Origin of the sequence: Pseudoclavibacter sp. RFBG4 (genome assembly GCF_002931515.1) — a bacterium.
Classification (GTDB): Bacteria; Actinomycetota; Actinomycetes; order Actinomycetales; family Microbacteriaceae; genus Pseudoclavibacter.
This window is the reverse complement of sequence record NZ_PSYC01000022.1, coordinates 73,436-98,517: the sequence shown is the minus strand read 5'-3', so window position 1 is coordinate 98,517 and position 25,082 is coordinate 73,436. Positions and strand designations below refer to the sequence as shown.

The 25,082-nt window shown below is 68.4% G+C and carries 27 protein-coding genes and 2 tRNA genes; 9 read left to right on the top strand and 20 right to left on the bottom strand.

Annotated elements, in window-relative coordinates:
- Positions 1–64: 64 nt before the first annotated feature.
- The gene (locus C5E10_RS06820; protein WP_104330993.1) at positions 65–550 is read right to left on the bottom strand and encodes a glutathione peroxidase; all 486 of its coding nucleotides are present in this window, start codon (positions 548–550) and stop codon (positions 65–67) included.
- 102 nt (positions 551–652) lie between these two features.
- Between C5E10_RS06820 and C5E10_RS06815 the strand changes: the two genes are divergently transcribed.
- The gene (locus tag C5E10_RS06815; protein WP_104330992.1) at positions 653–1,579 is read left to right on the top strand and encodes a mechanosensitive ion channel family protein; all 927 of its coding nucleotides are present in this window, start codon (positions 653–655) and stop codon (positions 1,577–1,579) included.
- Positions 1,579–2,031 (top strand): globin, encoded by a 453-nt coding sequence (locus C5E10_RS06810; RefSeq protein WP_104330991.1) that lies wholly within the window; start codon positions 1,579–1,581, stop codon positions 2,029–2,031. Before C5E10_RS06815 ends, C5E10_RS06810 begins: the two co-directional genes overlap by 1 nt.
- A gap of 40 nt (positions 2,032–2,071) precedes the next feature.
- Here C5E10_RS06810 and gdhA read toward each other — a convergent pair whose 3' ends face one another.
- Together gdhA and C5E10_RS06800 are read right to left on the bottom strand one after the other, a co-directional pair.
- Entirely contained in the window at positions 2,072–3,418 is a 1,347-nt protein-coding gene (gene gdhA / locus C5E10_RS06805; RefSeq protein WP_104330990.1) for an NADP-specific glutamate dehydrogenase, read from the bottom strand.
- A gap of 77 nt (positions 3,419–3,495) precedes the next feature.
- The gene (locus C5E10_RS06800; RefSeq protein WP_104330989.1) at positions 3,496–4,212 is read right to left on the bottom strand and encodes a hypothetical protein; all 717 of its coding nucleotides are present in this window, start codon (positions 4,210–4,212) and stop codon (positions 3,496–3,498) included.
- 53 nt (positions 4,213–4,265) lie between these two features.
- Here C5E10_RS06800 and C5E10_RS06795 point away from each other — a divergent pair, with 53 nt between their 5' ends.
- Positions 4,266–5,240, top strand: a complete 975-nt coding sequence (locus C5E10_RS06795) for an acyl-CoA thioesterase II (protein WP_104298875.1) — start codon at positions 4,266–4,268, stop codon at positions 5,238–5,240.
- Positions 5,241–5,292: 52 nt separating this feature from the next.
- Here C5E10_RS06795 and C5E10_RS06790 read toward each other — a convergent pair whose 3' ends face one another.
- The 5 genes from C5E10_RS06790 to msrA form a co-directional block, all read right to left on the bottom strand.
- Complete coding sequence (locus C5E10_RS06790) at positions 5,293–5,790, bottom strand: thioesterase family protein (protein WP_104240743.1); 498 nt, start codon at positions 5,788–5,790, stop codon at positions 5,293–5,295.
- A 115-nt stretch (positions 5,791–5,905) separates the two neighbouring features.
- On the bottom strand, positions 5,906–7,588 hold the full coding sequence (ettA, locus tag C5E10_RS06785; protein ID WP_104330988.1) for an energy-dependent translational throttle protein EttA: 1,683 nt from the start codon (positions 7,586–7,588) through the stop codon (positions 5,906–5,908).
- A 46-nt stretch (positions 7,589–7,634) separates the two neighbouring features.
- Entirely contained in the window at positions 7,635–8,090 is a 456-nt protein-coding gene (locus C5E10_RS06780; RefSeq protein WP_146080184.1) for a DUF6993 domain-containing protein, read from the bottom strand.
- A 49-nt stretch (positions 8,091–8,139) separates the two neighbouring features.
- Positions 8,140–8,691, bottom strand: coding sequence for a single-stranded DNA-binding protein (locus C5E10_RS06775; RefSeq protein ID WP_104330986.1), 552 nt, complete (start codon positions 8,689–8,691; stop codon positions 8,140–8,142).
- A 173-nt stretch (positions 8,692–8,864) separates the two neighbouring features.
- Positions 8,865–9,386 (bottom strand): peptide-methionine (S)-S-oxide reductase MsrA, encoded by a 522-nt coding sequence (gene msrA, locus C5E10_RS06770; RefSeq protein ID WP_104330985.1) that lies wholly within the window; start codon positions 9,384–9,386, stop codon positions 8,865–8,867.
- Between the two features lie 96 nt (positions 9,387–9,482).
- On the opposite strand from msrA, the gene C5E10_RS06765 reads away from it, so the two are divergent.
- Positions 9,483–9,767 carry a hypothetical protein gene (locus C5E10_RS06765; RefSeq protein WP_104330984.1) on the top strand — a complete coding sequence of 95 codons (285 nt, stop codon included), beginning with the start codon at positions 9,483–9,485 and terminating at the stop codon, positions 9,765–9,767.
- 44 nt (positions 9,768–9,811) lie between these two features.
- On the opposite strand, the gene nadE is transcribed toward C5E10_RS06765, so the two are convergent.
- The 7 genes from nadE to C5E10_RS06730 all read right to left on the bottom strand — a co-directional run bounded on the left by nadE (position 9,812) and on the right by C5E10_RS06730 (position 17,253).
- Positions 9,812–10,633, bottom strand: coding sequence for an ammonia-dependent NAD(+) synthetase (gene nadE, locus C5E10_RS06760; protein WP_104330983.1), 822 nt, complete (start codon positions 10,631–10,633; stop codon positions 9,812–9,814).
- A 96-nt stretch (positions 10,634–10,729) separates the two neighbouring features.
- A complete protein-coding gene (locus C5E10_RS06755) occupies positions 10,730–11,044 on the bottom strand; it encodes a metal-sensitive transcriptional regulator (protein ID WP_104330982.1) in 315 nt (104 codons plus the stop codon).
- A complete protein-coding gene (locus C5E10_RS06750) occupies positions 11,041–13,320 on the bottom strand; it encodes a cation-translocating P-type ATPase (RefSeq protein ID WP_104330981.1) in 2,280 nt (759 codons plus the stop codon). Before C5E10_RS06750 ends, C5E10_RS06755 begins: the two co-directional genes overlap by 4 nt.
- A complete protein-coding gene (locus C5E10_RS06745) occupies positions 13,317–13,496 on the bottom strand; it encodes a hypothetical protein (protein ID WP_104330980.1) in 180 nt (59 codons plus the stop codon). Before C5E10_RS06745 ends, C5E10_RS06750 begins: the two co-directional genes overlap by 4 nt.
- 1 nt (position 13,497) lies before the next feature.
- On the bottom strand, positions 13,498–13,707 hold the full coding sequence (locus C5E10_RS06740; RefSeq protein ID WP_104330979.1) for a heavy-metal-associated domain-containing protein: 210 nt from the start codon (positions 13,705–13,707) through the stop codon (positions 13,498–13,500).
- Between the two features lie 136 nt (positions 13,708–13,843).
- Positions 13,844–16,504 carry an aminotransferase class I/II-fold pyridoxal phosphate-dependent enzyme gene (locus C5E10_RS06735; protein WP_258071025.1) on the bottom strand — a complete coding sequence of 887 codons (2,661 nt, stop codon included), beginning with the start codon at positions 16,502–16,504 and terminating at the stop codon, positions 13,844–13,846.
- Between the two features lie 164 nt (positions 16,505–16,668).
- Entirely contained in the window at positions 16,669–17,253 is a 585-nt protein-coding gene (locus C5E10_RS06730) for a TetR/AcrR family transcriptional regulator (protein WP_104330977.1), read from the bottom strand.
- A gap of 67 nt (positions 17,254–17,320) precedes the next feature.
- On the opposite strand from C5E10_RS06730, the gene C5E10_RS06725 reads away from it, so the two are divergent.
- Positions 17,321–18,043, top strand: a complete 723-nt coding sequence (locus C5E10_RS06725) for a CPBP family intramembrane glutamic endopeptidase (RefSeq protein WP_104330976.1) — start codon at positions 17,321–17,323, stop codon at positions 18,041–18,043.
- A 24-nt stretch (positions 18,044–18,067) separates the two neighbouring features.
- On the opposite strand, the gene C5E10_RS06720 is transcribed toward C5E10_RS06725, so the two are convergent.
- Positions 18,068–19,234, bottom strand: coding sequence for a hypothetical protein (locus tag C5E10_RS06720; RefSeq protein WP_146080183.1), 1,167 nt, complete (start codon positions 19,232–19,234; stop codon positions 18,068–18,070).
- A 43-nt stretch (positions 19,235–19,277) separates the two neighbouring features.
- On the bottom strand, positions 19,278–20,435 hold the full coding sequence (locus tag C5E10_RS06715; RefSeq protein WP_104330974.1) for a GDSL-type esterase/lipase family protein: 1,158 nt from the start codon (positions 20,433–20,435) through the stop codon (positions 19,278–19,280).
- Positions 20,436–20,924: 489 nt separating this feature from the next.
- On the opposite strand from C5E10_RS06715, the gene C5E10_RS06710 reads away from it, so the two are divergent.
- A complete protein-coding gene (locus C5E10_RS06710; RefSeq protein WP_104330973.1) occupies positions 20,925–21,158 on the top strand; it encodes a hypothetical protein in 234 nt (77 codons plus the stop codon).
- Positions 21,159–21,347: 189 nt separating this feature from the next.
- Here the strand turns inward: C5E10_RS06710 and C5E10_RS06705 are convergent.
- A tRNA-Arg gene (locus tag C5E10_RS06705) sits at positions 21,348–21,420 on the bottom strand.
- Positions 21,421–21,499: 79 nt separating this feature from the next.
- Between C5E10_RS06705 and orn the strand changes: the two genes are divergently transcribed.
- Positions 21,500–22,120 carry an oligoribonuclease gene (gene orn / locus C5E10_RS06700; protein ID WP_104240789.1) on the top strand — a complete coding sequence of 207 codons (621 nt, stop codon included), beginning with the start codon at positions 21,500–21,502 and terminating at the stop codon, positions 22,118–22,120.
- A gap of 49 nt (positions 22,121–22,169) precedes the next feature.
- Positions 22,170–22,245 (top strand) — tRNA-His (locus tag C5E10_RS06695).
- Positions 22,246–22,396: 151 nt separating this feature from the next.
- Here the strand turns inward: C5E10_RS06695 and C5E10_RS06690 are convergent.
- Positions 22,397–23,377 (bottom strand): EamA family transporter, encoded by a 981-nt coding sequence (locus C5E10_RS06690; RefSeq protein WP_104330972.1) that lies wholly within the window; start codon positions 23,375–23,377, stop codon positions 22,397–22,399.
- Between the two features lie 72 nt (positions 23,378–23,449).
- Between C5E10_RS06690 and C5E10_RS06685 the strand changes: the two genes are divergently transcribed.
- Positions 23,450–24,376: a LysR family transcriptional regulator gene (locus tag C5E10_RS06685; RefSeq protein WP_104330971.1), complete on the top strand. Its 927-nt coding sequence runs from the start codon at positions 23,450–23,452 to the stop codon at positions 24,374–24,376.
- Positions 24,377–24,472: 96 nt separating this feature from the next.
- Here C5E10_RS06685 and C5E10_RS06680 read toward each other — a convergent pair whose 3' ends face one another.
- The gene (locus tag C5E10_RS06680; RefSeq protein ID WP_104330970.1) at positions 24,473–25,078 is read right to left on the bottom strand and encodes a phosphoribosylanthranilate isomerase; all 606 of its coding nucleotides are present in this window, start codon (positions 25,076–25,078) and stop codon (positions 24,473–24,475) included.
- Between the last annotated feature and the right edge of the window lie 4 nt (positions 25,079–25,082).

Genomic DNA, 25,082 nt, shown 5'->3' with positions numbered 1-25,082 from the left:
GGCCGTCTCCCCTGGGAGGCGGCCTCTTCGCGGTGCAGCCGGCGCTGTGCTGCGGGTCGAGACGCTACTCGGCGAGTGCCGCCTCGATCGCCGCGACGATCTCCGGAGCGTCCGGCTCAGTCGTCGGGCGGAAGCGGGTGACCTTGCCGTCGCGTCCGATGAGGAACTTCTCGAAGTTCCAGCTCACGCGGCCGGCCTTGCCGTTCGCGTCCGGAGTCTTCGTCAGCTCCGCATACAGCGGGTGCTGCGACCGGCCGTTGACCTTGACCTTCTCGAACATCGGGAAGCTCACGCCCCACGTGAGCGAGCAGTACTCCTTGATCTTGTCGGTGTCGGAGTACTCCTGCAGGAACTGGTTGCTGGGGAATCCGAGCACCGTGAAGCCCTGCGCGCCGTACTGGCGCTGGAGCTCCTCGAGCTTCTCGTACTGCCCGGAGAGGCCGCACTTCGAGGCGACGTTCACCACGAGCTTCACCGGCTCGTAGGTGGCGAGCTTCTTGGCCTCGCCGTCGATGGTGGTGACTTCGATGTCGTTCACGTTCAGGCTCATACGTGTGGCAACCGGAGCAGGCGCCCGCCTATTCCGCATCGACGCAGCTCGGACGGGGCTCACACGAGACGGATAGGCGCATCCGCCTACACTCGAGGCGCTATGGCAGAATTCTGGACTTCCCTCACGACCGCGCTCGCCCCCTTCGACATCCCCATCACGATCGTCTTCTACATCCTCGGGGCGTTCGTGTTCCGGTGGATCCTGTTGCGGCTCATCGACCGCTCGGTGAAGCAGATCGTGAGCGGCGTCAAGAAGAAGCGCGGGGTGACGGACACGCAGGCCATCTCGGTCCGCTCGCCGCTGGCAGCTGTCAGGACGGTGCAGCGCACGCGCACGATCGGGTCGGTGCTGACGAACATCGTGAACGTCGTCATCGTGGTCATCCTCATCGTCATGATCATCGCGAAGATCGATCCGGGCATCCTCGCGTCCCTCTCCCTGCTGAGCGCGGCCGTCGGTGCCGGTCTCGGTTTCGGCGCGCAGCGCATCGTCGGCGATGTCCTCAACGGCCTCTTCATGGTCATGGAGGATCAGCTCGGCGTCGGCGACGTCATCGACATGGGCGAGGCGACGGGTGTCGTCGAGAAGGTCGGCGTGCGCATCACGCAGATCCGCGACGTCGAGGGCACACTGTGGTTCGTCCGCAACGGCGAGATCCAGCGCGTCGGCAGCTTCTCGCAGGGCTGGAACCGCATCGTGTTCGACCTCGCGGTTCCCTACGAGACGTCCCGCGCGCACGTCGAGCGGGTCATGCTCCATGCGGCGAAGGAGCTCACCGAAGACCCGGACTGGATGGACTACTTCATCGGCACTCCCGAGATGTGGGGCATGGAGTCCATCTCCTCAGACGCTGTTGTCCTGCGCCTCACCATCCGCGTCCGTCCCGGCACGCGCTGGGAAGTGGAGCGAGAGCTGCGGGCCCGCACTCAGGACGCGCTAAAGTCGGCCGATATCAACCTGCCGTCCCTGAAGGCGATCGTGCTCGATGGGGCTGACGGCCAGCCGACGGCCGGAGGAGCCGCCTGATGACGAACAACCCCATCCACCTCCGAGCCTCAGAGGGCGGGGGCTCGGCCCTGCCCACGCTCTACGACGAGATCGGGGGCATGCCCGCCTTCGACAAGCTCGCCCACGCGTTCTACGAGGGGGTGCGCGACGACGAGCTCATGTGGCGCATGTACCCGCAGGACGACCTCGAGGGAGCGACCTGGCGACTCGGCCACTTCCTCGCCCAGTACTTCGGCGGGCCGAGCGAATACAGCGCAGAACGCGGACATCCGCGGCTCCGGATGCGCCACAACGCGTTCCACATCAACCCGGAGGCAAGAGAGCACTGGCTGCGGCACATGCACGCGGCCATGGACCAGCTCGACCTCTCCCCCATCCACCGCCAGCAGATGGCCGACTACTTCGACCGCGCGGCGACCGCCATGGTGAATACCTTCGAGCCGAGCCCCGGAGCCGAGCCCGCCTCCTGAGCCCCGCCCGAACGGCCGTGGTCGCCCGACGCAGCCGCGCCTAGACGACGCCCTGCGCGAGCATCGCGTCGACGACCCGCGAGAAGCCGGCGATGTTCGCGCCGATCACATAGTCGCCCGGCTTCCCGTACTCCTCCGCCGTCTCACTGCAGCGCGTGTGGATGTCGCGCATGATCTCCGCGAGACGCGCCTCGGTGTACTCGAACGTCCACGAGTCGCGCTGCGCGTTCTGCTGCATCTCGAGCGCACTCGTCGCGACACCGCCGGCGTTCGCGGCCTTGCCCGGGCCGAAGAGGACACCCTCCTCCACCCGGAATCGGTCAGCAGCCTCCTTCGTGCACGGCATGTTCGCCCCCTCGGCGACGACCCGCACGCCGTTCTTGACCAGCGCCGCGGCGGCATCACCATCGAGCTCGTTCTGCGTCGCGCACGGGAGCGCGATGTCGACGGGAACGTGCCACATCGCGGCGGCGCTCGACAGCGCCTCCGCTCGCCCGCCCACCCGGTCGACGTACGCCCCGACGCGCTTCCGCTCGACGAGCTTCAGCTGCTTGAGCACCTCGACGTCGATGCCGTCAGGGTCGTACACCGCACCGGAGGAGTCGCTGGCTGAGACCACCTTCGCTCCGAGCGCCACGGCCTTCTCCATCGCGAAGATCGCGACGTTGCCGGAACCGGAGACCGCGACCTTCTTGCCTTCGAGGTCGTCGCCCTTGGTCTTGAGCATCTCCTGCGCGAACAGCACCGTCCCGTAGCCGGTTGCCTCGGGTCGGACCAGCGACCCACCCCACGTCATGCCCTTGCCCGTCAGCACGCCGGCCTCGAAGCGGTTGGTGAGGCGCTTGTACTGACCGAACAGGTAGCCGATCTCGCGCCCGCCCACGCCGATGTCGCCGGCAGGCACGTCCGTGTGCTCGCCGATGTGCCGGTACAGCTCGGACATGAACGACTGGCAGAACGCCATGATCTCGCGGTCGCTGCGACCGCGCGGATCGAAGTCGGCGCCGCCCTTCCCGCCGCCGATCGGCATGCCCGTGAGGGCGTTCTTGAAGATCTGCTCGAAGCCGAGGAACTTGATGATCCCGAGGTTCACCGACGGGTGGAAGCGCAGGCCGCCCTTGTAGGGGCCGAGCGCCGAGCTGAACTCGACGCGATAGCCGCGGTTGACCTGCACGTGCCCGTTGTCGTCGACCCACGGCACGCGGAAGATGATCTGCCGCTCCGGCTCGCTCAGCCGGCGGATGACCGCGAGCTCGAAGTACTCGGGGTGGCGCTCGAGCACTGGACCGAGCGTGTCGAGCACCTCGGTCACTGCCTGATGGAACTCCGGTTCCCCCGCGTTGCTCGCGAAGATGTCCTTCTTGAGCCGTTCGATGCTGCGGTCCATGGGTTTCCTCCGGGGGTGCGGCGCACAGGGTGCGCGGGTGCTGAGCGATCGACTCGCTCAGTGGGCGACGGCAGCGTTCAGCGTGCCGAGCTGGATCGCAGGAGCACGTTGCCCTGCGTGGTCTCGAGTCGGAGCCAGGCTCCGGCGGTGAGGATGCGGGGCTCTTCACCCGAGCGCAGGAAGCCGAGGCTGAGGGCGGCGAAGGCGGCTCCGCTCGTGAGGCCGCTCTGCTCGTCGATCACGCGCGTCCAGACCTCCGTGCGCACGCGCTCGACCAGCGCGGTGCCCAGGTTGCCCGGCACGGCATCGGCGACTTCGGCGATGCCCTGGTCTGCGGCGGCGATGAGCGTGGCCGCCGACATCGCCCCGGCTTGCGTCCACCCTCCGGTCGGTGCCGCGATGCCCGCCCACGATTCGCGCAGGCGCTCCGGCGGGACGGCGAGGTCGAAACCGGCGGCCGCACCCGCTTCCCCTGACGGGGCGTCACCGCCAGCCGGCCGACGGCGAGCAAGGCGATCGAGGAGGCCCCGGAGGGGGACGGTCACATCGAACGCTCCCGCGTGGACGTCGTCGTCAGCCGCCCCCTCGAGCTCGGCTCGCAGCGCGCGGACGCCGAGTACAAGCGGCGAGGTGTCGAGGAGCCCCTGCGGTCGCAGCACGGGAACCCAGAACGCCGCGACCGTGCCGGCCTGCACGATGCGCACGGCCCCGTCCTCGATGCGACCGGCTCGACCGAGGAACGATTCGAGGTCGCGTGCGGCGTGCAGATCGGGGATGCGGAGAACGGGAGACATTGCCCTCTAACCTACTCAGTTCTCCCGGGGCAGCGGGTCCCTAGACTGCTGAGATGGCAGATCTGGTTCCCGAGTCGCCCTCGCACTCGCCCGCGCCGCAGCAGCCGGCGCCGCTCTCGTTCGACGCCCTGGAGGCGCTGTCGCCGCTCGAAGCGTTCCTGCACACGCTGGACCTCACCGACACGGGTGCCCGCACTCGTGACGACATCTTCACGGGGCCGAGCCAGTGGATGCCCCACGGCCGCGTGTTCGGCGGCCAGGTGGCGGCCCAGTCACTGGTGGCGGCAGCCAGGACCGTGTCGGGCGAGCGCCCCGTGCATTCCATGCACGGCTACTTCCTGCGCCCCGGCGACGTGAAGCTGCCGATCACGTTCGCCGTCGACCGCATCCACGACGGCAACTCGTTCACGACGCGCGCCGTGAGCGCGTTCCAGAGCGGGCAGCCGATCTGGTCGATGATCGCGTCGTTCCAGGACGTGGACGATGGGTTCGAGCACGAGGTGTCGATGCCGGAGGGCATCCCCGACCCGGATGACCTCCCGAGTGAGGCTGATCTCCTGGAGACGGTGAAGGCGACGCTCGGCGCTGAGGCGCCGGAGTCCCTCGCCGCGTACTGGCTGATGAAGCGGCCGTTCACGATGCGGCACGTCAACGGGCCCGTGTACCTCGAGCCCGCCGCCGATCAGACGCCGGCGCAGGCGGTGTGGATCAAGGCGGTGGAGCGCATGCCGGACGACCCGCTGCTGCACCGCGCGGCGATCGCGTACGCGAGCGACTACTCGATCCTCGAGCCCATCATGCGTGGGCACGGCCTGACCTGGTCGACGCCGGGGCTGCGAGCTGCGAGTCTCGACCACGGCGTGTGGTGGCATCGGGATGCGCGGGCTGACGAGTGGCTGCTCTATGTGCAGGACTCCCCGGTCGCGCGCGGCGGGCGTGGCCTCTCGCGAGGCCAGCTGTTCTCGCGTGACGGCGCGCTCGTCGCGACGGTGGCCCAGGAGGGCATGGTTCGCCGCAAGCGCCGCTGAACCGCAGCGCCGGGGCCGGGGGCCAGGAGGGTCAGTAGCGCCCCGCGCCCGGTCAGGCGTTGCTGCGGCCGCCGCGGAACGTGAGGGGCTCGTCGAGGTAGGCGGTCCAGGCGTCGCGTTCGCGGTCGTTGATGCGCCGCGGCCGCTGGGTCGCCGCGTCGATGAACACGAGCGTCGAGGACGCGATGACGTACTTCGTGCGTTCGCCGCCCTCTGGCTGCGCGTCTTCGGGGCTCCAGATCTCGTAGTCGACCTCCGCGCTGGCGGCGCCCATCTTGGAGATCCACAGCTGCACGTCGAGGGGCTTCGTGGAGTACGGGATCGGGGCGAGGTACTCGATCTCGTTGCGGGCGATGAGGGTGAGCGTGTCGCCACCCTCCGCGGCCGCGTCGATGATCGCGAGGGGGCGCTCGTCGTCGTTGGATGCGCCGATGTTCCAGAACGCGCGGACGCGGGCCTCCTCGAGGAGGGTGAGCACGCGCGAGTTGTTGACGTGGTTGTAGGCGTCGAGGTCGCTCCAGCGGAGGAGCGTGGGAACGTGGAAGCGCATCGGAGTCGGTGGTCCTTCGGGTCTGCTTGGCGTCGGCGCGAGCCGACGTCGTCTGGCGGGGTGGGACGAGGAAACCCCGGGGTCGCACTGTGCGACCCCGGGGTTCCTGGTGGGACTAGTCCCTCGTGAGCTTGCGGTAGGTCATCCGCGACGGCTTCGCCGCGTCTGGGCCGAGGCGCTCGATCTTGTTCTCCTCGTAGCCCTCGAAGTTGCCCTCGAACCAGTGCCAGTGGCTCGGGTCTTCCTCGGTGCCCTCGTAGGCGAGGATGTGCGTGGCGATGCGGTCGAGGAACCACCGGTCGTGCGTGATGACCACGGCGCAGCCGGGGTACTCGAGCAGCGCGTTCTCGAGGCTCGAGAGCGTTTCGACGTCGAGGTCGTTCGTGGGCTCGTCGAGCAGCAGCAGGTTGCCGCCCTGCTTGAGGGTGAGCGCCAGGTTGAGGCGGTTGCGCTCACCACCGGAGAGCACGCCTGCCTTCTTCTGCTGGTCTGGTCCCTTGAACCCGAAGGTGGAGACGTAGGCCCGTGACGGGATCTCGACGTTCCCGACCTGCATGTAGTCGAAGCCGTCGGAGACGACCTCCCACACGTTCTTCTCGGGGTCGATGCCGCCGCGGGACTGGTCGACGTAGGAGAGCTTGACGGTCTCGCCGATCTTGAGCTCGCCACCGTCGAGCTCTTCGAAGCCGACGATCGACTTGAAGAGCGTCGTCTTGCCGACGCCGTTCGGACCGATGATGCCGACGATGCCGTTGCGGGGCAGCGAGAAGCTGAGCCCGTCGATGAGAACTCGCTCGCCGAAGCCCTTCTTCAGCTTGTTCGCCTCGAGGACGATGCTGCCGAGGCGGGGACCAGCGGGGATCTGGATCTCCTCGAAGTCGAGCTTCCTGGTGCGCTCGGCCTCGGAAGCCATCTCCTCGTAGCGGGCGAGGCGCGCCTTCGACTTGGCCTGGCGGCCCTTGGCGTTGGTGCGCACCCAGGCGAGCTCCTCTTCGAGGCGCTTCGCGAGCTTCTGGTCCTTCTTGCCCTGGACCTTGAGACGCTCCTGCTTCTTCTCGAGGTAGCTCGAGTAGTTGCCCTCGTAGCCGTGGAGGCGGCCGCGGTCGATCTCGGCGATCCACTGGGCGACGTGGTCGAGGAAGTACCGGTCGTGCGTGATGGCGATGACTGCGCCTGGGTACTTCTGGAGGTGCTGCTCGAGCCAGAGCACGCTCTCGGCGTCGAGGTGGTTCGTGGGCTCGTCGAGGAGCAGCAGGTCGGGCTTCTCGAGCAGGAGCTTGCAGAGCGCGACGCGGCGCTTCTCACCACCCGACAGGACGCTGACGTCGGCGTCTCCCGGTGGGAGGCGGAGGGCGTCCATCGCCTGCTCGAGCTGCGAGTCGAGGTCCCAGGCATCGACGTGGTCGATGTACTCCTGGAGGGTGCCCATCTCTTCCATGAGCGCATCGAAGTCGGCGTCGGGTTCCGCCATGAGCGCGGAGATCTCGTTGAAGCGGTCGAGCTTCGCCTTCGTCTCGGCGACGCCGAGTTCGACGTTCTCGCGAACCGTCTTCGTCTCGTCGAGCTCCGGCTCCTGCATGAGGATGCCGACCGTGAAGCCCGGGCTGAGGGTCGCGTCGCCGTTCGACGGGGTGTCGAGGCCAGCCATGATCTTGAGGATCGTGGACTTACCGGCCCCATTGGGGCCGACCATGCCGATCTTGGCACCTGGGAGGAACGACATCGTCACGTCGTCGAGAATGAGCTTGTCTCCGACCGCCTTGCGGGCGCGGATCATCTGATAAATGTACTCGGCCATGGGTTCCAGTCTAGGAGTTGGTTGGCACTCGGCGCGCGGCGCTTCGCTACCAGGTGATGGGCTGTGTGAGTCCGATGAGGCATTTGCCCGTGCTGACGGGGGCGACGATGTCCGAGGTGTAGCCGCGTGGGCCGCGCTGGCCGACGAGGCACTCCTCGCCGATCTTCACGGAGACGATGATGTAGTCGGCTTCGAGATCCACGTTCGTGCGGTCGAACGTGACCTCCATGGCGGCCTTGTCGAAGCCCGTCGCGGTGAGCCCGTCGACGAGCTCGACGGAGCTCGCTGAGCCATTGGTCGCTATCGTCTGCAGGTTCGTCTCGTCGAAGATCGGTTTGTTGTCGCTCGCCGTTCCGCCGGGAACGAAGGCCGCCGGTGGCGCTTGCGTCGCCTCGGCGGCCGCGGTCGTCTCGGCCGGGGGCTGCGCCTCCTGCGACGAGCATCCCGCCAGCACCAGCGCCGCCACCAGAGCCACTGGGGCGATGAGAGCGAAACGGCGCATTCGTGACCTTTCTCGGACGGGGCGGTCACCAGTGTAGGTGGCCAGGCGCTCAGAAGGGCGGCTGGTACTCGCTCTCGTCGGAGACGGGCGGTTTGTGCCACTCCACCTCGTCGGGTGCTGGCGCCGGTTCCTCTGCTTCCGGCGGGGCCTCACCCTGCATTCCGCCGTGCCCCTGCATTCCTCCCTGCCCCTGCGCCCCGCCGATTCGCTGCCGCTGGTCAGCGCCGCCCTCATCCTGGCGCACGCGCAGACGCTTCGCGAACGTCGAGGAGCCTGCCGTGAGGTCGTGACCGAGCGCATCCGCCACCACCTCGTGCTTCGTGCGAGGCCCGTTCTGCGAGTCGAACCTGCGCATCCGGAGCTTGCCGACGACGATCACCCGCTGCCCCTTCTCGAGCGACTTCTCCGCGTGCGTCGCGAGGTCTCCCCACGCGGCCACGTCGTACCAGTTGGGGTCGACATCCTCCCAGCTGTTCGTCGCCCGGTTCAGGCGACGAGAGTTGGTGGCGATGCGGAAGTTCACGACGAGCTGCCCGCTCGGCGTCGTCGTGAGCTCCGGCTTGCTGCCCAGGTTTCCGATGAGCGTGATGTGGTCGTGCATGTCTCCCCCTTGGATCTGGATGCGATGCGATCCGGCGCGGCGCTCGTGCCGGGAGCTCCGCGCCGGATCGTGGCACCAGTGTCGAGCTGGGAGGAAACGATCGTGCCCATGGGAAAGGCGCCTGTGCACGGCATCGCGTGCACAGGCGCCTTGTCGGCAGAGTGCCGGGGAGATCAGAGCATGTACTGCGTGAACTTCGCCCGCACCTTGTTCACCTTGGGCACGGCGACGAAGTTGCAGTAGCCCTGGCCCGGGTTCTTCGCGAAGAAGTCCTGGTGGTAGTCCTCGGCATCGAAGTACTGGCCGAGTGGCGAGATCTCGGTGACGATGCCACCACCCCAGAGCTCGTCGGCACGGTCGCGCGCGGCTTCGAAGAGCTCCCGCTGGGCGTCGTCGGCGTAGTACATCGCGGAGCGGTACTGGGTGCCGACGTCGTTCCCCTGTCGGTTGAGCTGACGGGGGTCGTGGAGCGTGAAGAAGATGTCGAGGATGACGTCAGCAGGCACCACGTCCTCGTCGAAGACGACGCGCACCGCCTCGGCGTGCCCGGTCGTGCCGGTGCACACGAGCTCGTAGTCGGGCTTCGGGTGCTCACCACCCGTGTAGCCGGAGATCACATCGCTGACGCCTTTGACGTTCCTGTACACGGCATCGAGACACCAGAAGCAGCCACCTGCAAGCACGAATTCGGTCATGCGGCAAGGCTACGCCGGTGCGCGAGAACTTGGCTGAGCCCTGCGCGAACACGGCACCGGACGAAGAATGTCGGTGGTCGCTCCTAGCCTGACCCCATGTTCACGACGCAGCTGACCCAGCCCACGCAAGCTCCCGTTCTGGCGCCCCGCACCGGACCATTCACCCAGCGTTTCGGCGAGCTGACCGCCACTCAGGTCCACGCCGCGCGGTGGCGCATCACGGGGTCCAACGGAGCAGTGCGCGGCTACGTCGAGGAGCACCCGCGCGGCTCGGGTGTGGTGTATGCGGCGAGCCGCATGAGCCGCACGACCACCACGTTCCTCACGCTCGACGAGTTCTCCGACTTCCCCGAGGCGGTGAAGGCGTTCCGCTACCTCTGAGCAGCACCGCCCTCACCCCGAGGAGGCGTCGTGGCCGGGAATCCTCAGGCTCGCCACCAGGTATCGGTGGGCAGCACCGGCAGCTGCCGCTTGTGCTCGGTCTTCCGGTAGAGGGCCTCGATGCGGGCTGCCGTCTCAGCATCGACCTCCCCACCCGTGAGGTAGGTGTCGATCTGGGTGTAGCTGAGACCGAGGTTCGCCTCGTCGGTCTGCCCGGGGGTGTCATCGAGCAGGTCGGCGGTGGGCGCCTTCACGTACAGCCGCTCCGGAGCACCGAGCTCTTCGAGCAGCTGGCGGCCCTGGCCCTTCGTGAGCCCCGCGAGCGGATTGAGGTCGGTGCCGCCGTCGCCGTACTTCGTGAAGAACCCCGTGACGGCTTCGGCCGCGTGGTCGGTGCCCAGCACGAGGAAGCCGCGCTCACCCGCGATGGCGTACTGCGCGACCATGCGCTGGCGGGCCTTGGAGTTGCCCTTGTTGAAATCGGTGATGGCACGGCCCATGGCCTGCAGGAAGGCATGCTGGAGACCGTCGGTCGCTGGCTTGATGTCGAAGCTGATGCGCTCGTCAGGCTCGATGAAGTCCAGCGCGAGCTGCGCATCGTCTTCGTCGGCCTGGATGCCGTGCGGCAAGCGGACCGCGACGAACGTCGCCTCGCCGCCCTCCGCGCGGACCTGCTCGACGGCGAGCTGGGCGAGCTTGCCGAGCAGTGACGAGTCCTGGCCGCCGCTGATGCCGAGCACAAGCCCCTTGGAGCCGCTTGCGAGCAGGTAGTCGCGCATGAAGGCGATTCGATCCCGGATCTCCGCCGCTGGATCGATGACCGGCTTGACGCCGAGGGCCGTGATGATTTCCTGTTGTGCGCTCATGGTGCGAACGATCCTAGCGAGCGCCTGTTTCGGTGGGGAGTCAGTTTCAGGGGCAAGCGCCCAGAGTGTCGACGCCGAGACCCGGAGCGAGGCCGCTCAGCTGCGCACGAGACGGGCGATGGCATCGGAGGCTTCCTTGAGCTTCTGCTCGCCTTCGGCCCCCCCGAGCCGCACGGCGTCGGCGACGCAGTGCTTCAGGTGGTCGTCCATGAGACCGAGCGCGACGTTCTCGAGAGCGGAGGTGATCGCGGAGATCTGGGTGAGGATGTCGATGCAGTACTGCTCCTCGTCGACCATCCGGTGGATGCCCCTCGCCTGCCCCTCGATGCGCTTGAGTCGAGTGAGGTACCTGCTCTTGTCCTCGATGTAGCCGTGATGGGCGTGGCCGCCCGCTTCGGTGGTCTCGCTCATGATGCTGCCTTTCGTGGTGTGGACTCGGGGGTGGCGCTCGGAGCTTCGAGGCCTCGGAAGGCGCGAAGCCGAAGGCTGTTGCCGACGACGAACACACTCGAGAATGCCATGGCAGCGCCTGCGAGCATGGGGTTGAGCATGCCGAGCGCCGCGAGCGGGATTGCCGCGACGTTGTAGGCGAACGCCCAGAAGAGGTTGCCCTTGATGGTGCCGAGCGTGCGACGGGAGAGGCGGATCGCATCCACCGCGGCGAGGAGGTCGTCGCGCACGAGCGTGACGTCGGCCGCCTCGATGGCGATGTCCGATCCCGTTCCCATCGCGAGACCGAGGTCGGCTTGGGCGAGTGCCGCTGCGTCGTTGACGCCGTCTCCGACCATCGCGACGACGCGCCCCTCTCCCTGCAGGCGGCGGATCACATCGACCTTCTCCTGCGGCAGCACCTCGGCGATGACCTCATCGATGCCGACTGCGGCGGCGACCTGCTTCGCGACGGTGGAGTTGTCGCCGGTCAGCAGCACTGGGGCGAGCCCGAGGCGGCGGAGCTCGGCGATGGCACGCTCGCTCGTCGGCTTGATGGTGTCGGCCACGGAGAGCACGCCACGCGCCTCACCGTCCCAGGCGACGATGACGGTCGTCTGCCCGAGGGCCTCGGCCTCGCGCTTGCGAGTCGCCAGCTCCTCGCCCAGCTCTATAGCCCAGTCGGCAAGCAGCTGCTCGCGTCCGATGACGACGAGGTGGCCATCGACGATGCCCTGCACTCCGGTGCCCTCGTGGTTCTGGAAGGCGTCGACGGCGGGCAGCGGGCCGACCTCTGCTGCGGCCCCGACCGCGAGCGCGCGAGCGATGGGATGCTCCGACGCGGATTCGAGCGCCCCCGCGAGCCTGAGGAGGTCGCCTCTCGAGACGCCATTGGCGCTCCACGCCCCGACGAGGGCCATCTTGCCGCTCGTGACCGTGCCGGTCTTGTCGAGCACGATCGTGTCGACTCGGCGCGTGGACTCGAGGACCTCTGGACCCTTGATGAGGATGCCGAGCTGCGCGCCGCGTCCGGTGCCGACGAGCAGCGCCGTGGGGGTCGCGAGGCCGAGCGCGCACGGGCAGGCGATGATGAGCACGGCGACGGCCGCGGTGAAGGCAGCCGCGGCGGGGAAGCCGGCGCCGAGCCAGGCGCCGAGCGTCGCGACGGAGATGACGATGACGATGGGGACGAAGACGCCGGAGATGCGGTCAGCGAGTCGCTGGACCTCGGCCTTGCCGGTCTGGGCGTCTTCGACGAGCTTCGCCATCTGCGCGAGCTGGGTATCGCCGCCGACCTTCGTCGCGCGAACCACGAGGCGCCCACCCGCATTGATCGTCGCACCGACGACCCGGTCGCCTTCGATGACCTCGACGGGGACGGACTCTCCGGTGAGCATCGAGGCGTCGACGGCGGAGCGGCCACCCGTGACGACCCCGTCTGTGGCGATCTTCTCGCCGGGGCGCACGACGAACTCGTCGCCGACGCGCAGCTCGCTGATCGCGATGCGGGTCTCCGCTCCCCCACGCAGGACGGCGACGTCCTTCGCGCCGAGCTCGAGGAGAGCACGGAGGGCCGCACTGGCCTGTCGCTTGGATCGCTTCTCGAAGTATCGACCGGCGAGCACGAACATCGTGACGCCGGCTGCGACCTCGAGGTAGATGTTGGCCGCGCCGTCGGAGGGGGCGATGGTGAACTCGAACGGGTGCGTCATGCCCGCCTCGCCCGCCGTGCCGAGGAAGAGCGCGTAGAGCGACCACGCGAAGGCGGCGAGCGTGCCGACCGAGATGAGCGTATCCATCGTCGCGCTGCCGTGGCGGAGGTTCATCCAGGCCGCCCTGTGGAAGGGCCAGGCTCCCCAGACGATGACCGGCGCCGCGAGCGCGAGCGAGGCCCACTGCCAGTACGTGAACTGGAAGGCGGGGACCATGGCGAGCAGGATCACGGGGACGGAGAGGACGATGCTGCCGATGAGTCGCTGGCGCAGGCTCGCGAGCTCGGGATCAGCCTCCGCAGACCCCTGGCTCGGTTCTGCCGCGTCCGGAGTCGGCAGCGCGGCGGTATAGCCCGTCTTCTCGACTTCGTCGATGAGGGTTTGCGGGTCGAGCCCATCCGGTGCGCTGACGCGGGCCTTCTCGGTCGCGTAGTTGACGGACGCGGTGACGCCGTCCAGCTTGTTGAGCTTCTTCTCGATGCGCATGGCGCAGGAGGCGCAGGTCATGCCGCCGATCTTGAGCTCGATGTCGGTCGTCGTGTTCATCGTTCTCCCTCTCCGTGCTCAGGGGCTTCGGAGTGCTCGTCCGGGGTCTGGTGGATCTGTGGGCGCCAGTCGTCAGCCAGGCCTGCGTCGACGGCGAACTGAGCCGTGAGGAAGGCCGCGCCGAAGACCGCCGCGAGGAGCGCGGCGTAGAGGCCGAGCTTGACCGGCACGTTCACGTCAGGCCCTGGTCGCTGCGTAGCCGGCCTCATCGACGGCGGCGATCACGGCCGCATCGTCGAGGGGTTCTGCGCTCTCGACGACGAGGCGCCCGGTCTCGGCCGAGACGTCGACGCTCGCGACGCCCGCGAGGTCGCTGACCTCCTGGGTGACGGCGCGCTCGCAGTGGGCGCAGCTCATGCCCGTGACCTGGTAAGTGGTGGTGGTCATCCTGGATCTCCTTGCCGGGGCAGTGCCCCCTGGGGGTATGTACGGTGTGTGTAACCGTATACCCCTGGCAGGTATTCCCAGGCTCAGATTCAGAACCCGGCGACGATCGAGAGTCGCCGACCGAGGTGCGCGCAGATCAGTCTTCGCGCAGGATCCGGTAGCCACGCAGCGGGTCGTAGCCGTGGATCTCGCGCGTATCGAGGACGGCCATGAAGTCGAGCACCTCGTCGGTGACGAGCTGCCCTGGCACGAGCACGGGGAACCCTGGCGGGTAGGGCGTGACGAAGCCCGCGGAGATCGGCGCGGAGCCGCCCTTGACCCGTTCGGCGAGCTGGGCGTGGCTGAGGTGCTCGATGTTCGCCCGGCGCTGACCCCGGAAGAACGCGGTCCGCAGGTCGCCGTCCGGGAGCCCGTCGGCTGAGGCGTACTCCGGCGCGAATGCGCTGAAGTCGGGCAGCGGCGGCATCGGCGCGGGCGCGGGGCGCTCGCCGTCGATCTCCCGGGCCTGCGACTCCTCCTCGAAGCGCTCCGCGAGCTTCACGAGCACCTCGATGAGGTAGCCGACGGAACTGCGGGAGGTGCCGATGTTCGTCATGAACAGCACGGTGTTGCGGCTCGTCTTGTTGACCTGGATGCCGTAGCGATCCATGAGGTGCTCGTGCTTGAACGTGTCACCATCGACACCCGTGCGCGAGATCTCCACCGTGATCCGGCTCGGGTCGACGACGAACTCGTCTTCCTCCCACGCTTGCCACATCGTCGAGAACCCGTCTCGGTGGGGCATGGGTCTCGTGCTGGCGCGATTCTCGGCCGGGATCAGATCGTGGCCGGACAGCACACGGAAGGTGCGGCGCAGCAGCGGGTGACGCGCGATGGCCTGCGCGATGCTCGTCGCCAGATCCAGCTGACGCTGGACGAGCTCGAACCCCTCCAGCTCCACCTGGCGTCGCCCGAGATCGAGCGAGGCAAGGATCTGATAGTTCGGCGACGTCGAGGTGTGCGTCATGTACGCCTCGTGGAACGGCTCCTCCGCCTCTCGGTACCAGTCCTTGTCGTAGACGTGGATCATCGAGCCCTGACGCAGCGCGGTGAGGGTCTTGTGGGTCGACTGCGTCGCGTAGACCCGGATCCGTGCATCCGGGGAAGGCAGGAGCCGCTCGGCGAGCCACACCTCGTCGGCAGCGGGCTCGCCCGTCTCAGGGTCGAACAGGCGAGCGCGCTGCTCCTGGTAGGCGGTCGCGTGCGCGGTGGTGGCCAGGCGATCCTCGAGGTGCTTCGCGGCCGCCATGGCCGTGCGGCGGCGGGTGATGGGGTGGAACGCGGCGAACGCGAACCAGGCTTCGTCCCAGAGGAACACGAGGTCAGGCTTGATGGCGAGGCACTCCGCCATGACCCGCTCCGGGTCGTAGACGATGCCGTCGAAGGTGCAGTTCGTGAGCGTCACGAGGCGCACCTCGTCGAGGCGCCCCGCCGCGCGGTAGTCGAGCAGGAGCTGCTTGATGCGGTCGAGCGGCACCGCCCCGTAGAAGGCGAACTCGTTGAGCGGGTAGGCCTCGAGGTAGGCCGTGCGGGCGCCGGTGAGCATGAGCGCGTGGTGGTGCGACTTGTGGCAGTTGCGGTCGACGAGCACGATGTCGCCGGGAGAGACGAGCGCCTGGTGCACGATCTTGTTGGCCGTGGAGGTGCCGTTCGTGACGAAGAACGTGTGCTTCGCCCCGAAGGCCCGGGCCGCGAGCTCCTGCGACTTCTTGATCGCTCCGACCGGGGCGAGCAGCGAGTCGAGGCCGCCCGAGGTGGCGCTCGTCTCGGCGAGCAGGAGGTTGAGGCCGTAGAAGTCGACGAGGTCCGTGATCCACTTCGACGTCACGACCGACCCGCCGCGCGAGATCGGCAGGGCGTGGAACACACCGGCTGGGCGCCTGGCGTGCTCCTGGATCGCCGTGAAGAACGGGGTGTCGTAGAGGTGGGAGACGCGGCGTAGCAGCGACAGGTGCAGCTCGAGCTGATCCTCGCGCAGGAACACGCGGCGGAAGCGTCGCGTGAGCACGCCGGCGAGGTCTTCGATGTGCGCGCCCGCGACGAGGTAGAGGTCGAGCTCAGGACGGAGGGTGTTGAGCGTGTCGGCGAGCCCGAGCACGCGCTGCACCGAGGCGAGGCTCGAGCGCGACGTCGCCGTGGTCCCCGCCGAGTCGACGTGCGCCAGGTCGATGGTCTCGCGCATGTCGCGGCTGAGGCGCTGCTGGCTGCGGTCGCTGAAGCCGGGGCGGATGATGACGGCGAGGATGTTCGGGTTCGTGAGCACGGCCGCGACGGCGTCGTCCGCGGACGGCACGATCACGTAGTCGTACACGAACGCATCCGCGGCGCTGCGGAGCTTGAGGATGTCGGCGCGCAGCGCGTCCCGGTCGGCGGTGGTCGTCTCGTCGACGAGCAGCACCTCGAAGCGAGGACGCGGGTCGGCGTCGTCCTGCAGCTCTGCACGCTCCGCCTCATCGAGGCGGTCCTCGCGATGGTCGGCAGGGATGCTCGTGCCCCGCAGCCGACTCACGACCCGGCCGATGCGCTCGAGGGCCGTCGAGTACTCGCCCTTGTCGAGCGACTCGCGGATCTCGGCGACGTAGCGCTGCCCGAAGCCCGCCCAGTACAGCTCGAGCGTCTCGAGGGCGCGGAGGTTTCGCGAGATCTCGCCGTCTGCATCCAGGATGCTCGATGTCTCGTGCCCCGACTCGAGCCGTTTGATCGCGAAGCGCAGGTACTCCCACGCGTCGCTGCGCAGGCGCCAGGTGCTGGTCGGCATGCCCGGATCTCGCTCCAGGCTGTGACCGGAGGCGCGACGATCAGCGTCGATCGCGGTGTTGGCGGAATCGTGGAGACCTGCGGCATCGAAGCTCGTCACGTTCGCCATTCTTCCAGAGCACCGGACGCTTCTCGGCCACGCGACGAATTGCGACCGAACCGTGCCTAGGGCGCCAGGTAGCGGCGGATCAGATCACGCAGCTCGTCAGCTGCGCCCGATGCGTCGAAGGTCGCATCCTCGACGCTGCGCGTCAGGACTCCGTCGGCGATCACCCCGACCCACAGGGCGAGCCGGTCACCCGTGATATCCGAGCGCCACAGCCGCTCACGTTGCCCGGCCGTGATGATCGCCTCGAGCGCGCCCTGCTGCCCCGACGCGACTTCCTCGAGCAGCTGCTCGACGCGCTCGTCGCTCGGTGCTGCACTCAGGCCGGCGACAAAGCCGGCGAGGTGCGGATCACTCGCCTCTTCGAGCAGCAGGTCGAGCCAGGCGAGCAGCGCACCTCGCGGGTCGTCCGGGGCGCGTTCCGCGAGCGCTGCGAACCGGGTGCGCGACTGCGCTGCATCCACCTCGAGGATGCCGACCAGGAGGTGCAGCTTCGTCGGGAAGTGGTGGAAGAAGGTCCCGGACGAGACACCGGACCGTGCGCAGATCCGTGCCGTCGTCGCCCCCGCGTAGCCGAGCTCGGCGATGAGCTGGGAGCCGGCCTCGATGATCGCCGTGCGCGTTCCCCCGGTGCGTGCCGCCATCAGCTGCCTTGCGCCACCTTCTCGAAACCGATGTAGAGCGTTCACTCTAGAGTGTTTACTCTAGAGCATGAGCGAAACGACGGAGGAGCGAGTCGACCGGCCCGCAGCGCGCGGCGGCATCGGCACGCCGACGTTCGAGCCGCGGGCGCGTGACGGCTGGATCTTCCTCGGGGGCCTCCTGCTGTTCTGGGTCGTCTACAACGGCCCTCCGGTTCCGGAACTGGCAGGCATCGACCTGCGACTGGGAATGGTGGGTCCCGCGTCGAGCAACGCCTGGAAATGGCTCGGGGCGCTTCTCCTGATCGCACTCGTGCTCTGGGGCGAGCGTCGGGGGCTTGCCTCGCTGCTCATCACGAAGCCCACCAGCAAGGACATCGAGTGGGCCTTCTACGCCTTCGGGGGCGTCATGGCGTGGTCCTGGATCGCCAGCCTCGTGGCCCCGCAGGAGGAGAACAGCGGTGTCGCCACGATCACGAGCATGAGCATCGCCGGGGTCCTGCTGCTCATCGTCACCGCCGCCGTCACGGAGGAGGTGGCCTTCCGCGGCTACCTGCAGGAGCGCCTCGGATCGCTCCTGCACTCGCGGTGGATCGGCGCGGCGGTGAGCCTCGTGATCTTCATCGCGCCCCACGTGGTGTTCTTCGGGCCGAGCTGGCTGTTCCATCAGCTCGTCGGCACCCTGGCGCTCGTCGCGTTCACCCTCATCCGTCGCAACCTCGTCGCGACGATGCTCCTCCACTTCCTGATCAACGCGCCGATCCTCATCCCGACCGTGCTGGCGAAGCTCTGAGACCGCGGCCGACGGCGCGGCGAGCTAGCCGTGCTGGCGGCGCCCCGCCAGCCACGTGTGATTGACGATGGCCCTACTCACCGCCTCGCGATAGGCGGCACCCTCCGGACCTCGCCGGAGATCACGGGAGAAGTAGGGCGAGGTCTCACGGTGGGGCGACCCGTTGTGGATGCGCTCCGCGAGCTCGGTGAGGTACGCATGACCCGCGAGGCGGTACTGCTCGAGCTCGTCCTCGTCGAGGCAGATCAGGGCGGAGTCGTCGACCATGTTCGTCACCACGTACCTCGCGTCGAGGTACAGGCGCTCGCCTTGCGCTACGAGGAACCAGCGCCCGGGCTCGTGGTCGACGTAGCGCATGGCGTCTCGTTCTTCCGCGATGCGTGCCGCGTCGCCCCACTGCTCGACCGGCGGGATCGCGCCGAGCCGGTGCCGCCGCGCCTGGTCGAGCGCGAGGTGGCTCACGACCGGGGTGCCGCCACGAACGAGCGTGACGCACAGGATGCGGCGGCACGTCAGGCAGGTCAGCTGACTCTCGACCCGCTTCATGAGGCCGGAGGTGTGGAGGGGGCGAAGATCCGACAGGCGCACCCAGCTGGCGCTCTCCTGGAGGAGGCCGGCCGCGAGCGCCTCCGCGATTGCGTCGATGGTGCGCTCGAGGTCACAGGCGCCAGCCCGGTCGCGCACGATGAGGCCGCTGCAGCTGGGGCAGAGATCGTCTTCAGGGCGGACGACGAGGCCCGGCTGCTCGAGTGTGAAGACGAGCGCAACGAGGTTGCCTGGGTCATTCCAGCCGCGGCGGTCGCGGAATTCCGCCCGCGCGTATCCGTCGTCGAGCTCGAAGTAGGGGGTACCGAGCCCGGCGAAGCGGCGGCGTCCGGCGATGACCTTCTTGAGGTCGTCGAGCGTCGCCGCGTTGTGGGCGCCCTCGAGCCACTCGGACAGGTCGATCGCCGATGGCGAGTGGGCGGTGGGCACCGTGTGCAGGATCACGGCGACGAGCGCGTCGTCCTGCAGGATCAGCTCCCCACCAGAGGCAAACCGCAGCCGCCGTGACCGCACGGCCGGCTCCCCCACCAGCACCTCGGACACCCAGGCAGGGGCGGCCCCGAACGCCTCGACCAGCGACCTGACCGGCGCATCGCGTTCGGAGAGCGTGAGCGCGTCCAAGATCATCCGCAGTCGAGAGGGCATGCTCCATCGTGCCAGGCGCACCTCGGAGACGCGCCTGCTGCGCTCAGGCCGACGGCCGGAACGGACCGGAGGGTGAGAACGCGTATGCCGCGAAGCGCTCGCCCATGAGCTGGTGGGCTTCGGGACCAGGGTGCAGGTCGTCGGGAAGCGGCAGCAGCTCCGCATCCGCTTCGCCGTAGAGCTCGGTGCCCTCGAGGAAGTGCAGCTTCGGGTCGGCAGCACGGCGTTCGGCGAGCGAGGCGAGCTCGCGCCGGATCACGCTGAGGGTGAGACGCCCCTGCGACTCGTCCCCCGGGGTGCCCGTGGCCAGGAACTTCACGCGTCCGACCCTGAGCGATTCCGGGTCGAGCGCGCCAGGGCCTGGTGTGTGCTCGTGGATGCCGCAGAAGACCGGCGAGATGAGCACGATCGGGGTGTCTGGATGCCCGTCACGGATCGTGTCGAGGAAGCCGTGGACGGCGGGCACGAACGCCCGAATGCGCATCGCGTCGACGTTCACGACGTTGATGCCGAGTTTCACACTGATGAAGTCCGCGGGCGTGTCCCGCAGGACGCGGGCGAGGAACGGGTCGACCATCGCGCTGCCGCCGAGCCCGAGGCTCAGGAGCTCGACGCCAGCGCGGCGGGCCGCGACGGCCGGCCAGATGTCGCTCGGCGCGGACGCATTCGAACCGTGGCTGATGGAGCTGCCGTGGTGCAGCCACACCGGGCCCGCCGACGTGACCGGCTCAAGCGGTGCGTCCGAGCGCAGCTCGACCAGCTCGACCGACTCGTTGTGCGGAAGCCAGAACTCGACTCGCTTCACCTCGCCCGCCGCGAGCCCCGAGATCGTCGTCGTGTGCGTCGCGCCCGCGTGGAACGACGTCGCGCCGGTCTGCAGGTCGACCTCGACGGCGTCGCCACCCGTCAGCTCGTCGCTGACGAGCCGCGTGCCGTCGACGAAGACATCGACGCGCCCGCGAGGACGTTCGATGCCGGCGTAGGCGGATCTCGTGGGGTGCAGCTCGAGCGCGACGCTCGCGGCTGCCGTATCGAAGACCACGCGAACACCCGAGGGCTGAGCCTCCACCAGGAGCAGCTGCGGATCCGGGAACTGCGACCGGACGACCTCGGGCAGCCGGTGGGGCCGAACGCCCCGGTCGGTCTGCTCGAGTTCCGCGGCGCCGCGCACGAACTGGGGAGAGAGTGGGGTGACGTTCACGAGAGTGCCTCCGGAATCGAGGTCGGCCGGGCCGAGGAGCTGCGGAGAAGGGTGCCTGGGATTCGAACCTGCGACCGACAGGTTATGTCGGATGCCCTTCCAGGCAGCTGCTGGCCCGAAGAGACGCGCCCATTCTCACACTTGCACCGCTTCTGCTGATCGCCCCAGGCATCATGCGAACGCCGAGTTTTTGCCAGACTCGGCTTGATCGCGCAGGGAAACACACACGAGCGAGGGCCTCCTCAGCGTCGAGAGTCCAAAGAAACGCCATCGGCGTCCAGCGGCGGATGAAGCCTGTACTGGACGCCTTCGACAACGCTGCCCTGCCATACTTGCGAAATGACCGAAGAAGCGGTTTCGATGCCAGGTCCCAGTTCCACTCGCCGCGCGGACTCTCGCGCGCCTGCCCGGAATCCGATCGGACGCGCGGCCCTCGTCGTTGCAGTGGCACTTGTGGTCGCTCAAACGATCGCTGCCGGTCTCACACCCTTGGTCCCCGATGCTGCGTACCAGCTGCCCCTCAACGTCGCAGAGATCTTCACGCTGCTGCGGGTGCCTGTCATCGTGCTCGCCATAGTTGCAACTGTCCTCGGAGTCATTGGTTGCCTCCGGCCTGGACAGCCCCGACTGGCGGCGGCAACGGCGGCGGCACTCGGTATCGCAGCGCTCCTCCCCATGCTCGCCGGTGGTGTGGGCGGGGTGCTCGTCAACTCCCTCTTCTGAGAGTCCGAGCGACCACCGCTCGGCCCGCCACCACGTGCGCGGAGACACCACGGCGTCCCCGGGGTCAACGGCGAGGATCGCCGCCACGAGCTCCTCGGGGCGTATGCGCCTGAGGAGGAAGCCCACGGCCCCGGCTACGAGCGCACCGAACGCGATCTCCTCGAGACCGGTGAGACAGGCAACAATGAGTGCCCCAGGCAGGATTCGAACCTGCGACCGACGGATTAGAAGGCCGTTGCTCTATCCACTGAGCTACTGGGGCGCGATCCCAGCCAGCATAGCGGGCCACGAAAGGGTGCACTGGCCGCCGCGAAACGCGGGGAATCACTACGATGTCCCTCATGCCTATTGCTCAGGAACGTCTCGTCTGGATCGACTGCGAGATGACAGGCCTCGACCCGTCCATCGACGAGCTGGTCGAGGTCGCCGCTTTTGTCACCGACAGCGACCTGAACATCCTCGACGAGGGCTTCGAGATCGTGATCTCGGCGAGTGACGCAGCCATGGCCAACATGGGCGAGTTCGTGACGCAGATGCACACCACGTCCGGGCTCATCGAGGAGATCCCCAACGGCGCGAGCCTCGAGACCGCGACGGCGCAGCTGCTCGCGTACCTGAAGAAGCACGTCCCCGTGCCCAACACGGCGCCGCTCGCGGGCAACACCATCGGCACCGATCGCATGTTCCTCGCGAAGTACATGCCGGAGGTCGACCAGCACCTCCATTACCGCAACGTCGACGTCTCCACGCTGAAGGAGCTGTCGCGCCGTTGGTTCCCCCGCGTATACTTCCACTCCCCCGACAAGGACGGCGGCCACCGCGCGAAGGCCGACATTCTCGAGTCGATCCGCGAGCTCAAGTACTACCGCAAGGCGGTGCTCGTGCCCGAGCCCGGACCGACCAGCGAGGAGCTTCGAGAGGTCGCAGCAGAAGTGGTGAACGACTTCGCCCAAAATCTGTAATAGACTCTCGTAGTCGCAGGCGAGCGAGAGCACGCGTGCGACAGACATGGTGGGTATAGCTCAGCTGGTAGAGCGCCTGGTTGTGGTCTAGGAGGCCGCGGGTTCAAGCCCCGTTACTCACCCCATGTTGGAAGGCCCCAAGTTCCCCTGCACTTGCAAGTGCTGGGGAACTCGGGGCCTTCGCCGTTGGGCCGGGTCTGTGCGGAGACAGTCCGGCCGCATCCACGCGGGAGATGCAGATGCCCAGTGCCGGGAACCTGCGCCTCCCACGTGCTTCTAGCGAGGCGCGGGGGCCTCGAGTTTCGGCGAGTCGGGGAGAGGCGGTTCAGTCAGCGGCGATTCGGCGACGGGTGGCTCCAGAACACTCGGCTCGGGGGCCGGCACGAGCGCTGTGGCCGGCATGCGGCTCGCCCAGAGAACCCCGAAGAGCACGATCGCACCGCCGACGAGCTCGAGCGGGCCGGGCCGCTCCCCCAGCACGAGCCACGCTGTCGATATGCCGACCACGGGGACGAGCATCGAGAACGGTGCGACCACACCCGCCGGGTGGCGCTTCATGAGCCACACCCAGATGCCGGAGCCGAGGACCGTGCCGAGCACGATCGTGTAGACGAGCCCAACCCACGCGGGAACCGCCGCGGAGGTCCACGCCGTCGCGAGCGACGCCCAGATCTGCTCAGGACCCTCCACGAGCAGAGAGACGGCGAGCATGGGGATGGGAGGCACCACGGCCATCCACATCGTGAGGTGCAGGGGCTTCGGCGGTTCGGCGAGTCGACTCGAGATGTTGCCGATGGCCCAGCCGAACGCGCCGATCACCACGAGCACAAACGGCCACCAGCTTCCGGCGCCGCCACGGGCGACGCCGACCAGCAGCAGGCCGGCAACCGCGACCGCGATGCCGATGACACGACGCGTCGTGAGCTTCTCTCTGAGGAAGATCGCGCCGAGCAGGACGGTGAACGGCGCCGACATCTGCAGCACGAGCGACGCGAGCCCCGTGGGGAAGCCCGCCGCCATACCGAGGTAGAGCCCGACGAACTGCAGGGTGCCGAAGCCGAGTCCGTACCCGACGAGCCACCGCAGCTTCACGTTCGGGCGCGGGATGAACAGGATCGTCGGGATCGCGAGCAGCCCGAAGCGCAGGGCGATGAGGAAGAACGGCGGGAACTGCTCGAGCGAGGCGTGGATGGCGAGGAAGTTCACGCCCCAGAGAACTGCGACGAGGCAGGCGAGGGCGACATGGCGAGGAGGCACGGGATCAGTGTGCGGCGCCCCCACCCTGAAGCACCAGTGATGATCCATGACCGGTAACTGTAGGCTCCCTACATGGAATTCCGCCACCTCGAGCTGCTGCGTGAGCTGTCGCTGCGGGGCACACTCGCGGCGGTGGCCGAGGCCACGCACCGCACCCCCTCCGCCCTCTCGCAGCAGCTGAGGACCGCAGAGCGGGAGCTCGGCGCCAGCCTCGTCGAGCCGTTCTCCCGAGGGCTGCGCCTCACCGCCGCCGGGAGGATCCTCGCCGACGGCGCCGACGACGTGGGCCGGGCGCTCGCCGAGGTGCAGGCGAAGCTCGAGGCGAGCCTCGGCGAGCCGAGCGGCACCGTCTCGATCGGCGCGCTCCCGAGCGCCAGCGAAGCGCTTGTCCCCGGCCTCCTCCGACGCACGGCCGGGTCGGCGATCCAGCTCGACCTCGACGACTTCGACCTCGCCGAGTCCGAGTACGCAGCGCGAACCCTCGACGCCGACATCGTCATCGGGCACAGCCTCACGGGAGACGTCCCGCGCGGGGCAGAGCACCTGCACACGCGAGTCCTCGCCCGGGAGCCGATCGACGTCGCCCTGCCGTCGGAGCATTCGCTGGCGCACCTCGGCCACCTCGTCCCTGGCGATCTGCTCGGCACCACCTGGGTGGGTGTGCCCGTCGGCTACCCGTTCGACAGCATCCTGATCGCCGTCGAGAACGCCACGAGCACCAACCTCGACCGAGTCCAGCGGCTCCGCGACAACCGGCTCGTGGAAGCACTGGTCGCAACCGGCACGGGGCTCGCACTGCTGCCGCGCTTCACGACTCGCCCGCGCCCAGGGGTGGTGCTGCGCCCACTTGACGGCGTGCGATCCGTGCGCAGCATCGTCGCCATCGCCCGTCCAGACCGTCAGGCACGCTTCGCCGTGCGAACCGTCCTCGACCACCTCGCCGCCGCGGGCGCCGACCTGGAGGCGGAGTTCGCGGAGGTCGACCCACCGCACCCCTGACCAGCTTCAGAGCTCAGACGACGCAGGCACGCCGGATTCGGCGATGGGTTCCCGTTCGTCGCACATTTTGCACAGCTGCTCGCGGGCCACGAGCGGTCAGCCGGCGTGCTTCGCTGACTCCACGAAGGCGCGGATCCGGGCGTGGTCCTTGACGCCCGGGCTCGACTCGACGCCGCTCGACACGTCGACGCCCCAGGGCCCCGCCTCGCCGATCGCCTCTGCCACATTCCCCGGGTGCAGGCCGCCTGCCAGCAGCCAGCGCCCCTCGGGGCGACGACGCACCAGCTCCGAGAGGTCCCAGCGCTCGCCAGACCCCGGCTTCGGCGCATCCAGCAGCAGGAGTTCCTCACCGAACGCCCCGACGCGCAGCTCAGGGTCGTCGGCGAGCGAGGTGGCTCGCCAGATCCGCGGGAAGATCGTGCCGGCAGCTCGAACCTCATCGCCCGAGTAGGAGCCGTGCAACTGCAGCACGTTCGCGCCGATCGTTCCCGCGATCTCGGCGGCATCCGTGGCCGGCATGTCGTGCACGACCAGCACCCGATCGACGCCCGCGGCAACGGAACCGAAGATCTTCGCGGCCTCCTCCGCAGAACGCCTGCGCGGGCTCGTGCGGCTCATCACGATGCCGACCGCGTCGGCTCCGCTCTCGACGGCAACCGCCGCCGACTCGACAGAATCCAGGCCACACACTTTGACGTACACGCGA